This is a genomic window from Acidisphaera sp. L21, assembly GCF_009765685.1.
Lineage (GTDB): Bacteria > Pseudomonadota > Alphaproteobacteria > Acetobacterales > Acetobacteraceae > LMUY01.
Map to the genome: position 1 here is coordinate 54788 of NZ_LMUY01000015.1, position 10823 is coordinate 65610.

At 68.1% G+C, this 10823-nt stretch carries 8 protein-coding genes, 1 pseudogene and 1 riboswitch; of the genes and pseudogenes, 5 read left to right on the top strand and 4 right to left on the bottom strand.

The annotated features are described in order from the left end of the window. The first annotated feature begins 138 nt into the window (after positions 1-138). Both GSQ76_RS32560 and GSQ76_RS03450 read left to right on the top strand, forming a co-directional pair. A pseudogene (locus GSQ76_RS32560) lies at positions 139-2132 on the top strand (ComEC/Rec2 family competence protein). 33 nt (positions 2133-2165) lie between these two features. Beyond that, positions 2166-2675, top strand: coding sequence for a hypothetical protein (locus tag GSQ76_RS03450; RefSeq protein WP_158742514.1), 510 nt, complete (start codon positions 2166-2168; stop codon positions 2673-2675). Here the strand turns inward: GSQ76_RS03450 and kdsA are convergent. The 3 genes from kdsA to secG are packed head-to-tail and all read right to left on the bottom strand — an operon-like array spanning position 2663 to position 5679. Then, the gene (gene kdsA / locus GSQ76_RS03455) at positions 2663-3493 is read right to left on the bottom strand and encodes a 3-deoxy-8-phosphooctulonate synthase (protein ID WP_158742515.1); all 831 of its coding nucleotides are present in this window, start codon (positions 3491-3493) and stop codon (positions 2663-2665) included. The two genes, GSQ76_RS03450 and kdsA, sit on opposite strands and share 13 nt — an antisense overlap. A gap of 17 nt (positions 3494-3510) precedes the next feature. Beyond that, positions 3511-5160, bottom strand: a complete 1650-nt coding sequence (locus GSQ76_RS03460; RefSeq protein WP_158742516.1) for a CTP synthase — start codon at positions 5158-5160, stop codon at positions 3511-3513. Between the two features lie 48 nt (positions 5161-5208). Next, positions 5209-5679 (bottom strand): preprotein translocase subunit SecG, encoded by a 471-nt coding sequence (gene secG / locus GSQ76_RS03465; RefSeq protein ID WP_158742517.1) that lies wholly within the window; start codon positions 5677-5679, stop codon positions 5209-5211. Between the two features lie 269 nt (positions 5680-5948). On the opposite strand from secG, the gene GSQ76_RS03470 reads away from it, so the two are divergent. Next, entirely contained in the window at positions 5949-6263 is a 315-nt protein-coding gene (locus GSQ76_RS03470) for a DUF29 domain-containing protein (RefSeq protein WP_216850876.1), read from the top strand. On the opposite strand, the gene tpiA is transcribed toward GSQ76_RS03470, so the two are convergent. Continuing rightward, positions 6260-6991 carry a triose-phosphate isomerase gene (tpiA, locus tag GSQ76_RS03475; protein ID WP_158742518.1) on the bottom strand — a complete coding sequence of 244 codons (732 nt, stop codon included), beginning with the start codon at positions 6989-6991 and terminating at the stop codon, positions 6260-6262. The genes GSQ76_RS03470 and tpiA overlap by 4 nt on opposite strands. A gap of 131 nt (positions 6992-7122) precedes the next feature. Between tpiA and GSQ76_RS03480 the strand changes: the two genes are divergently transcribed. Further along, entirely contained in the window at positions 7123-9015 is a 1893-nt protein-coding gene (locus GSQ76_RS03480; protein ID WP_158742519.1) for a peptidylprolyl isomerase, read from the top strand. After that, positions 9012-10499, top strand: coding sequence for an anthranilate synthase component I (gene trpE, locus GSQ76_RS03485; RefSeq protein ID WP_158742520.1), 1488 nt, complete (start codon positions 9012-9014; stop codon positions 10497-10499). The genes GSQ76_RS03480 and trpE overlap by 4 nt, the downstream gene beginning before the upstream one ends. Positions 10500-10722: 223 nt before the next feature. Beyond that, positions 10723-10813: riboswitch (glycine riboswitch) on the top strand. The last annotated feature ends 10 nt before the right edge of the window (positions 10814-10823 follow it).

The window sequence follows — 10823 nt, forward strand, 5'->3', positions numbered from 1 at the left end:
GCGCTCGCTATCCTGCGATGCGTGAATGCAGCGCTGGCCGTTATCCGGACTGTGAGGGTGCCCGTGGCGCCCGCCTGGCTGCTCGACCTCGCGGTCGTGGAGCGGGGGCGGTTCATGCCCTGGCTGGCCGTGTGCATGATGGCCGGGGTGGCGTCGTATTTCGCGTTGGATCAGGAGCCGTCCTGGGCGATCGGCCCTGGTCTGCTGTGCGGGACGGCGGCATTGGCCGTGCTGCTGCGATCCAACGCGGTGGCCCGCGGAATGGCGCTGGCGCTGGTCTTCGCCGCCGCAGGCTTCGCGTCGGCGCAGTTTGCGACCGATATCGCAGCCAGCCCGGTGGAATTGCCGCGGCACGCCAGCATCATCACCGGGACTGTGCGGGCGGTGGAGCACCTGCCGGAGGGACGGCGATTGACCCTGGCCGGTGCGCAGCTGGATGGCGGCGCCACCCTGCCGCGCACGCTGCACGTCAGGTTGCGCAACACCGACCCGGTCGCGCTGGCGACAGGCGACTCGGTGCGGCTCCGTGCAGTGCTGCGCCCGCCCGCGCCGCCGGCCTATCCGGGCGCGTGGGATCTGCAGCGCGACGCCTATTTCAGCGGCCTCGGTGGCGCCGGTGTGGCGCTGGGCAAGGTGGAGTTGCTGTCGCAGCCCGGCCCTGCTGCCCCAAGCGGCTGGCTGCTGCACGTGCGGGAGGTCGTGGCGGCGCGATTGATCGCGGGGCTGCCGGGCACACCGGGTGCGGTGGCCGCGACGATGCTGACGGGGCTGGGCAGCGCGATACCGGCGGACGATCGGGCGGCGTTTCGCGACTCGGGGCTGGCGCATCTGCTGGCGGTGGCCGGGCTGCACATCGGCATCGTCATGGGGCTGGTGATGGGGGTGACCCGGTTTGGCCTGGCCTTGTCGGAGCGGTCGGCCCTGCACTGGCCGTGCAAACAAATCGCCGCTGCCACCGCCCTGGCCATCGGCGCGGGATACGTGTTGCTGACGGGCATGCACGTGCCAGTGCTGCGGTCGTTCGCCATGGCGTCGCTGGTGGGCTGGGCGTGCTGGTCGGCCGCCGCGCCCTGTCGATGCGCGGCCTGGCCCTGGCGGCGATGGCGCTGATGCTGCTGGCACCGCAGGAGGTCGTTGGCGTGTCGTTCCAGATGAGCTTCGCCGCCGTCATGGCGCTGATCGCGGGATACGAGGTGATGAGCCCCGTTCTCGCCCGCCTACGAGGCCACCGGGTCGCCAGGCATGTCGCTGCTCTGGTGTTGACCAGCCTGCTGGCGGGCGTCGCGGCCGCCCCGTTCGGGGCCTACCATTTTGGTCGGGTGCAGCTTTATTTCATCCTGGCCAACCTGCTGGCCGTGCCGTTGACGGCGATGCTGGTGATGCCCGCCGGGCTGCTGGCCCTGATGCTGATGCCGTTCGGGCTGGAGCGCCTGGCCCTGGTCCCGATGGGCTGGGGGTTGGACGCGATCATCGCCATCGCGCGGACCGTCGCCGCCATTCCTGCTGCGACGTTCGGCGTTCCGCATATGCCCGTCTGGGGGCTGGGCCTGGTGGCGATCGGGCTGGCCTGGCTGGGCCTATGGCGCTCACGCATGCGGCTGGTGGGGGCTGTGGTCGTGGCCGCCGGCCTGCTGTCCGGCCTGGCAAGCCCGCCGGCCGATCTGCTGGTGGCGCCCGATGCGCGGCTGATCGCCTGGCGGTCGCCGCCGCTGCTGCAGACCCGGCCGGGCTTCTCCCGCTTCGTGCTCGACTCGTGGTCGCAATATTGGGCGCAGCCGCTGGCGGCGGCGTTCCCCGAAAGCGGGGCCCCCGGCCCGATCCGCTGCACGGCGGATGGTTGCCGGATCGACCAGGCCGGGGCGACGGTGCTGCTCGCCCGTAGCCTGCGCCCGATGGACTGCAGCGGCGCATCGCTGGTGGTGTCTGCCGAGCCGGCGCGAGTGGTCTGCCCGGCCTTGCCGCGAATCGATCGCTTCACCGTCTGGCAGGATGGCGCCCATGCGGTGTGGCTGCGGGACGGGGCGGCGATTGTGCTGTCCGACCGCGCGTATCGCGGCGATCGGCCCTGGGTGGCGCTGCCCGGCAAGATCCGCACGACGCTTCCGCTGGCCGCGGCCGATGTGGGGGACTAATGTCTGCCCGACGCGGACACGGGGGATGAAGTGATGACGACGATCTTCTCGTTCAGAAATTTGGCGATCGGTTGGGCCGGGCTGCTGACGGTATTGGGCTCCGGTGCCGTCGCCCTTCAAGCCACGCAACCGTCGCCAGCCCCTGTGGCGCTGGCGTTGGCGGCGCCGATCCCGATGCCGCCGCCCGTTGCCGCCATTGGCACCCCGCCGCCCGTGGTGCTGCCGCAGGTGCCGTTCGTGAACAGCAGCCTGCTCGCCATGCTGCCGCCGGTCGAACACGCGGCGCCTCTGCCTCGCATCCCGGTGCATCCGGCCGCCGCTCTACCGCTGCCGCCCACGCCACCGCTGCCGGCCGGACCGCCGCGGCGATATGCCCGCGCCGAGCCGCCGCGCCGGAGCGCCCGCGTTTATGCGTCCGCGCCTGCCTACCGTGCGCCGGGCTACGAGGCCACTGGCTGGGCGGAGGGAATGCCATACCCGCGACTGTACGCGCATGGGCGACCCTACACCTACGCGCGGCCGCCTGAATATTACGCCTGGTAGACAGCCTTCGTCAGCGCGTCGTAGGCCTTCAGCCGAGCGACCAGCGCCGGCATTTCCCGCATCGGGATCATGTTCGGGCCGTCAGAGGGCGCGTGGTCCGGGTCCCCATGGCATTCGATGAACACCGCCGCCACGCCCACGGCGAGCGCGGCCCGCGCCAGCACCGGGGCGAATTCGCGCTGCCCGCCGCTGCTGGTGCCGTGGCCGCCGGGTTGCTGGACGGAGTGGGTGGCGTCGAACACCACAGGGTAACCGGTCTGCGCCATGATCGGCAACGACCGCATGTCCGAGACGAGCGTGTTATAGCCGAAGGACGCCCCACGCTCCGTCAGCAAGATTCGCTGGTTGCCGGTAGAGGCTATCTTGGCGGCGACATTGGTCATGTCCCACGGGGCGAGGAACTGGCCCTTCTTCACGTTGATCGCGGCACCGGTTTCCCCAGCGGCGATCAGCAGATCGGTCTGGCGGCACAGGAATGCCGGGATCTGCAGTATGTCCACAACCTCCGCCGCCGGTCCGCATTGCCCGGCATCGTGCACATCCGTCAGCACGGGAATGCCGAACCGTTCGCGCACCGCTGCTAGGATTGCCAGGCCTTGCGCCATCCCAATGCCGCGCGCGGCGGAGGCGCTGGTGCGATTGGCTTTGTCGAAGCTGCTTTTGTAGATCAGCGCCACGCCGGCCGCGCGTGCCACGGCCGTCAGCGCGTCCGCCGTCTCTATGGCGTGCGCCTCGCTCTCGATCTGGCACGGGCCGGCGATCAGCGTGAAGGGCAGGGTGTTGCCGACCGTGATGTCGCGGATGGTGACGTCCGTCATGCGGCGACTCCTTCGGGCTAGACCAGCCGAGCCTGCTTCACCGCGGCCTCGATGAAGCCGCGAAACAGCGGGTGCGGGTCCAGCGGCTTGCTCTTGAGTTCGGGGTGATACTGCACGCCAACGAACCAGGGATGGCCCGGCAATTCCACCGTTTCCGGCAGGATTCCGTCCGGCGACAGGCCGCTGAAGCGCAATCCCGCAGCCTCCAACCGGTCGCGGTAGTGGATGTTGACCTCGAAGCGATGGCGATGCCGCTCCATGATCTCCGCCTGGCCGCCGTAGAGTTTGCGCACCAGCGTGCCCTCGCCGAGGATTGCCGGGTAGGCGCCCAGGCGCATCGTGCCGCCGAGGTCGCCGCCTTGCTCCCGCTTCTCCCGTTCGTTGCCGCGAGCCCACTCGGTCAGCAGTCCGACCACGGCTTCGTCGCAGGGGCCGAATTCGGTGGAGGACGCGTTGGGTAGCCCGGCCAGGTGCCGAGCGGCCTCGATCACCGCCATCTGCATGCCGAAGCAGATGCCGAAGAACGGCACCTTGTGCTCGCGGGCGAACCGCACGGCTTCGATCTTGCCCTCGGTCCCACGCTCACCGAAGCCGCCGGGCACCAGGATGCCGTGGACGCCTTCCAACCGGGCGATGGTGTGGGGTTGCTCGAAGACCTGGCTGTCGACCCAGTCCAGGTGAACACGCACCCGGTTGGCGATGCCGCCATGGGTCAGCGCCTCGTTCAGCGACTTATAGCTGTCCAGCAGGTTGGTGTATTTGCCGACGACCGCGATCCGCACCTCACCCTCCGGCGCGCGCACGATTTCGACCACGCGCTGCCACCGGCTCATATCCGGCGGGGTGTCCTGCTGAGGCAGGTTGAAGTGGCGCAGCACCTCCCGATCCAGCCCCTCGCGGTGATAGGCGTCGGGCACGGCGTAGATCGTGTCGGCGTCCAGCGCCGCCACCACTGCCTCGACCCGCACGTTGCAGAACGAGGCGATCTTGCGCCGCTCGGCCTCCGGGATTGGCCGATCACAGCGGCACAGCAACATTTGCGGCTGGATGCCGACGTTCTGCAATTCCTTGACGGAGTGCTGGGTCGGTTTGGTCTTCAATTCCCCGGCAGAGGGTATGTAGGGCACCAATGTCAGGTGCACGAACATGGTTTGCTGCGGGCCCAACTCGTTGCCGAGCTGGCGGATGGCCTCCAGGAACGGCAGGCTCTCGATGTCGCCAACGGTGCCGCCGATCTCGATCAGGGCGAAATCCAGCTCTTTGCCATCTTCATCGTGGAGGTCGCGGACGATGACTTCCTTGATGGCGTCCGTGATGTGCGGGATCACCTGAACGGTGGCGCCCAGGTAATCGCCCCGGCGCTCCTTCGCGATCACCTCGGAGTAGATGCGCCCCGTGGTCGCATTGTCGCTGCGGGAAGCGTGGACCCCAGTGAACCGCTCGTAATGGCCGAGGTCGAGGTCGGTCTCGGCCCCGTCATCGGTAACGAACACCTCGCCGTGCTGATACGGGCTCATCGTGCCCGGATCGACGTTGAGGTAGGGGTCTAGCTTGCGAAGGCGCACGGAATAACCCCGGGCCTGCAGCAGCGTGCCGAGAGCGGCTGCTGCGACACCTTTGCCCAGGGAGGAAACCACGCCGCCGGTGATAAATACGAACCGCGTCATGGAAGGCCCTCATATCGGTCTATGGGCCCGGCGTGAAGCCGCTCCGTGTCAGGGCTTGGCTGTATTTGGCGCGGGGGTGACCGGGGCAGATGGGGTTTGTGGTGCTGGCGCCGTCGTGGCAGGCGCTGCCGGGGCCGTCGGCGCAGGAGTCGCGGGGGCGGGTGTAATCGATTCGGTCGCCGCCGGCCCAGGCGTCGGCGCCGAAGTCGCGGGGGCTGCCGGGGCCGTGGGTGTTGCTGGCAGGACACGAGCCGCGGGCACATCCAGGATCGACCGGCCGCCGTTGACGGTGGTGCCGCGGTTCAGCAACGCCAGGGCCAGGGACAGCACGAAAAAGGCAGTGCCCAGGATCGCCGTCGTGCGCGTCAGCAAATTGGCGGTGCCGCGGCCGGACATGAACGAGCCCATGCCCTGCGACGTGCCGACGCCCAGCCCACCGCCCTCGCTGCGCTGGATCAGCACCACGCCGATCAATGCCAGCGTAACGAACAGGTGGATAATCAGTAGCACGGTGGTCATGGTCAATCCTTTGGGGGCGGCGGCGTTCTAGGGCTTTTGAGGCCAAGCTGAAAGCCCCGCATGGCCGGACGGCGAGCGTGCGTTGACGTGTATCGAGTGATAAGGTGCCGTATGGGCAATACGGACACGATCCAAGTTCCGATTTTCGCACCCGAGTCTGCCGGCTACGAGGAAGATTTTCATGCCTGGTCGCAGGAGCAGGCTAGCCGGCTCCGGCTGCTGCGCGTGCCTGGCTCGACATCGAGAACCTGGCGGAGGAGATCGAGTCTTTGGGCCGCAGCGATCGACGCGAATTGCTCAGCCGGCTTAAAGTTCTGCTGATGCATCTGCTGAAATGGCAATTTCAGCCAAGCGCTCCAAGCAGCGGCTGGCGCGGTACGATCCTTGAACAACGCGAGGGCATTCAGCAACTGCTGGAAGAAAGTCCCAGTCTCCGCCCCACGATCGCCTCGGGGATCGCCAAGTCATACCCGCGAGCAGTCACCGCAGCTGAAACGGAAACAGGTTTCGCCCGTAGCATCTTCCCAACGGTTTGCCCATGGAGCGAGGTCGACCTCCTGTCGGACGAATACCTACCGGACTAGCCTGGTCGCGCTGCCCTCGCGATCGCCAAGAAGTCTTGCGCCACCAGGCTCGCCCCACCCACCAGTGCACCGCCTACGTCCGGCAGTGCCAGTAGGGATGCGGCGTTGGAAGGCTTGACCGAGCCGCCATACAAAATGCGCATAGCCGCGCCTGTTTCTGGAAACTGGCGCAACAATTCGGCCCGGATGAAGGCGTGCATCGTCTCCACATCCTCCTCCGTCGCACTCTTGCCGCTGCCGATCGCCCAAATCGGCTCGTAGGCCACTACCCCCGCGAAATCCTTCGGTAGGCTTCCGGCCAACTGCCAGCCGACCACCTCGGTCTCGCGCCCCGCGCTGCGCTGCTCGTCGGTTTCGCCCACGCAAACGATCGGGGCCAGCCCGGCAGCGGCCGCTGCAACCGCCTTCTCCCGCACCGTCTCGTCCAACTCGGCGTGGTTCGCCCGGCGCTCGGAATGGCCCAGGATCACCCAGCTTGCCCCGGCGTCGCGTAGCATCGGGGCGGAGATATCGCCGGTGTGGGCGCCCTTCGCTTCCCAGTGGCAATCTTGGCCGCCAACCGCGACCGGCGACCCGGCGAGGATCCCCGCCACCGCCACCAACTGGGTCGCGGGCGGGCATACCAGCACATCGCAACCGGGCACACCGTTTCGCAGCGCCTGGGCCAGGGCCGCCGCCTCCGCTGTGACGGTGTTCATCTTCCAGTTGCCGGCGATCAATTGGCGCATTCGAACGTCCTCCCCGCACTCGGCTCCTACCGGGCAGGGGCGGGGCTGGCAATGCGGCAGGGCTCTCCCTATGGTGCGCCCCCTTTCGACCCGGCTTCTTCCACCCCATTTTTGTCGAGTAGAGTGCGCCCATGCTCGGTTCATTTCGCCGGTTCGCTGCCACTTGGCCCGCGAAGATCTTCTTCATCCTACTGGTCGCCTCGTTCGGCCTGTGGGGTGTTGCCGACGTCGTGCGCAATTTCTTCAGCGATGGCGGCGACCCGAACAGCGTCGCCAGTGTCGGTGGTCAGCGGATCGACCCGGCGGAGCTACAGCGCGCCGCCCGTCGCGTTCTGGCCCAGCACATGCAGCAGGAGCGCGTGACCACCCCGCCGACGCCGGAAATGCGCCGCTTCTCGGCTGAGGAAGCGTTGCAGCAACTCGTCGTGCAGGCGTCCCTGGCGTCGGAGGCCAAGCGCCTGAACCTGCAGGTGCCGGATGACGCGCTGCGCCAGGTCATCTTCCAGGATCCGGCATTCCAAGGCGTGGGCGGCCAGTTCGACCACAATGCCTTCCTGAACATCATGCGCAGCATCAACGATACCGAGGCGCATTACCTGGCGCTGACCCGCACCAAGCTCGGCAACGTGCAGGTGATCGACGCGGTGCGCGCCGGCGGCTACGCGCCCGACATCGCGACCAAGCTGATCTTCGGCTACGAGGGTGAGACGCGGACGGCCGATCTTGTGAACCTGCCCTTTGCCGGCGCCGTGGAGCCGCCAGCCCCGACGCCCGACCAGATCGAACGGCAGTACGACGACAACGCCGAAGATTATCGCACGCCGGAATTTCGCCGGGTGCGGGTGCTGATCCTGTCACCGGACAGCGTGTCGCGCGACATCGACGTGAGCGACGCCGACGCCAAGGCGTATTTCGACTCGCACAAATCGAGCTTCGTGAAGGTGGAGACGCGCACCGCCCAGGTGATCGTCGCCCCGACCGAGGCAGCCGGCAAGGCGCTGGCGACGGCGTGGATCGCCGGGGCTGATTGGACGGACATGCAGGCAAAGGCCGCAGCGGCCAATGCCTCCGCCGTGCAACTGGACGACAGTACGAAGGACGCATTCCCGTCCCCCGCCTTGGCGGACCCGGTGTTTGCCGCGGGCGCCAATGCCGTGACCGGCCCGGTCCAGGCCGAGGGCGGCTGGCCCGTGTTCAAGGTGATCAAGCTGCAGGCCGGTGGCGAGGAAACCTATGATTCCGTTGCCGCCCAGGTGAAGGCGAAGGTCGCGCTGGACAAGGCCGGGGAGGAGATCGACGACCGGACCAACCAATTGCAGGATCTGCTGGCCGCCAATACGGACTGGGACAAGCTGCCCGCCGGTCTGGGCGTTGCGGCACTGGCCGGCACATTGGATGCCAAGGGCACCACGCCGGACGGCACCCCCGCGCCCCTCCCGGACAACCCGGCGCTGCGCCAGGCGATCATCACCCGCGCCTTCGCCCTGTCGCCGGGTGACGCGCCGACACTGGACAGCGGGCCGGACAATACTTCCTTCACGATCCGGGTGGAGGCCATCCAGGCGCCGGAACTGCCGCCGCTTGAGAAAGTGACGGACCGGGTGAAGGAAGACTGGCTTCGCGCCGCCCGCCGCCACGAGCAGGAGGTGATTGCCACCCAATTGCTGACCACGGTGAATGGCGGCGGCAAGCTGGCCGACGCCGCTGCGACGGCGAAAGTGGCCATCACCCACAGCCCGCCGATCCGTCGCCCGGCTTTCCAGCCCGGCGCGCGGCCCGACCCGTTCTTCACCACCGATCTGGGCCACGCTACGATGGCGGAGACGACGACCGGCTTCATCGTCGCCGTCCCCACCTCCATCAACAAGCCGGACCCGGTGAAGGACGTCGCCGGGCTGAACGCCGTCGCCAAAGCCGGCGGCGTGTCGATGAGCAACGATCTGGAGGCGACCTTCCTCGCTGCCCTGCGGGATCGGGACCGTGTGACGATCAACCGCCCGCTGTTTGAGAGCATGGTGCAATGACACCTGAATTTGCCAAGGCTTATGCCGCCGGGGAGGGCACGCTGGTTGCCGTCACCGATGTGGCTGATCTGCAGACCCCCGTCGCCGCGTTCCTCAAGCTGGCGCACGGCCAGCCCAACAGCTTCCTGCTGGAGAGTGTGGAGGGCGGAGCGTCCCGCGGCCGCTACTCCATCATCGGTATGGCGCCAGACCTGCTGTGGCGCTGCGTGAATGGCCGGGCGGAGGTGAACCGCAACGCCCTGGCCGCGCCGCACGCCTTCGTGGTGGACGAGCGTCCGGCGCTGGACAGCCTGCGCGCCGCCATCGCCGAGTCGCAGATGGCACTGCCGCCGGGCGTGCCGCCGATGTGCGGGGGGCTGTTCGGCTTCCTCGGCTACGACATGGTGCGGCTGATGGAGCGCCTGCCGGCCAAGAACGTCGACGTGCTGGGCCTGCCGGACGCGCTGATGATGCGCCCAACCTTGTTCGCCGTGTTCGACACCGTGCGCGACGAGTTGACCCTGGCAGTGCCCGTGCGCCCGGCGTCCGGCGTATCGCCCGACCAGGCCTGGGCCGAGGCGCAGGCCCGTATTGCCGACGCCCAATCCGCCCTGGCGCGCCCGCTGCCCCGGGCCGCGCCGCCCGTGACGCTGCCGCCGCCCGATCCGGTGCCGAACATGGACCGCGCCGCGTTCGAGGCGATGGTGGTGCGGATGAAGGAATACATTGTCGAGGGCGACATTTTCCAGGCGGTGCCGTCGCAGCGTTTCTCGGCGCCCTTCGCATTGCCGCCCTTCGCACTGTATCGATCATTGCGGCGGATCAATCCGGCGCCGTTCCTGTTCTTCCTGGATTTTGGTGGCTTCGCCGTAGTTGGCAGCAGCCCAGAGATCCTGGTGCGAATGCGCGACAACACCGTCACCATCCGCCCCCTGGCCGGCACCCGCCGCCGCGGCGCCACCCCGGCGGAAGACGCGGCACTGGAGGCTGACCTGCTGGGCGATCCGAAGGAGCGGGCGGAGCATCTGATGCTGCTGGATCTGGGCCGCAACGACGTTGGCCGCGTCGCCGCCACCGGTACGGTGAAGGTGACGGAGAGCTTCACGATCGAGCGGTTCAGCCACGTCATGCACATTTCCTCCAACGTGGAGGGGACGTTGCGAGAAGGGCTGGACGCGGTGGACGCGCTCGTCGCCGGATTCCCGGCCGGCACGCTGACCGGGGCGCCGAAGATCCGCGCCATGGAGATCATCGAGGAGTTGGAGCCGGTTCGCCGCGGCCTATACGGCGGCTGCATCGGCTACTTCGCCGCGGATGGCACGATGGACACCTGCATCGGCCTGCGCACCGCCGTGGTGAAGGACGGCGTCATGCACGTCCAAGCCGGCGGCGGCGTAGTAGCGGACAGCACGCCGGAGGCGGAATACGAAGAATCCCGCCAAAAGGCCCGCGCGCTGTTTCGTGCGGCGGAAGAGGCGGTGAAGTTCGCCGCGGGGACGCGATGAGGCGGCGTTGGCGCGCACCTTGGCCAGCATGGAGCATGGCTGGCCCATAGTGGCTGGTTCGCTCGAGCGGGATGCACTGCATGAGCGGAAAGCGCTTCACGCGGTGTCCACGTGCTGAATCCATTTGGATGGGATGGACTTACCGGGGCGGCCCGGGACCTGCTCGGCGGCTAACGTCGCAGTTGCGCCGCCACCGCAGTTCCGCCATGTTGCCTCCGCCCGAACCACCCGTGCGGGAGAGAGCGGATTCGTCCGCCGCCGAAGGCGCAACCGGCCCCCGGAAACGCTCAGGCACAAAGGACCGCACGGCGCCAGGGTCTCTGG

Coding starts and splice junctions, on each gene's coding strand:
- GSQ76_RS03450 (WP_158742514.1), top strand. CDS start 2,166: ATGACGACGATCTTCTCGTTCAGAAATTTGGCGATCGGTTGGGCCGGG.
- kdsA (WP_158742515.1), bottom strand. CDS start 3,493: ATGACGGACGTCACCATCCGCGACATCACGGTCGGCAACACCCTGCCC.
- GSQ76_RS03460 (WP_158742516.1), bottom strand. CDS start 5,160: ATGACGCGGTTCGTATTTATCACCGGCGGCGTGGTTTCCTCCCTGGGC.
- secG (WP_158742517.1), bottom strand. CDS start 5,679: ATGACCACCGTGCTACTGATTATCCACCTGTTCGTTACGCTGGCATTG.
- tpiA (WP_158742518.1), bottom strand. CDS start 6,991: ATGCGCCAATTGATCGCCGGCAACTGGAAGATGAACACCGTCACAGCG.
- GSQ76_RS03480 (WP_158742519.1), top strand. CDS start 7,123: ATGCTCGGTTCATTTCGCCGGTTCGCTGCCACTTGGCCCGCGAAGATC.
- trpE (WP_158742520.1), top strand. CDS start 9,012: ATGACACCTGAATTTGCCAAGGCTTATGCCGCCGGGGAGGGCACGCTG.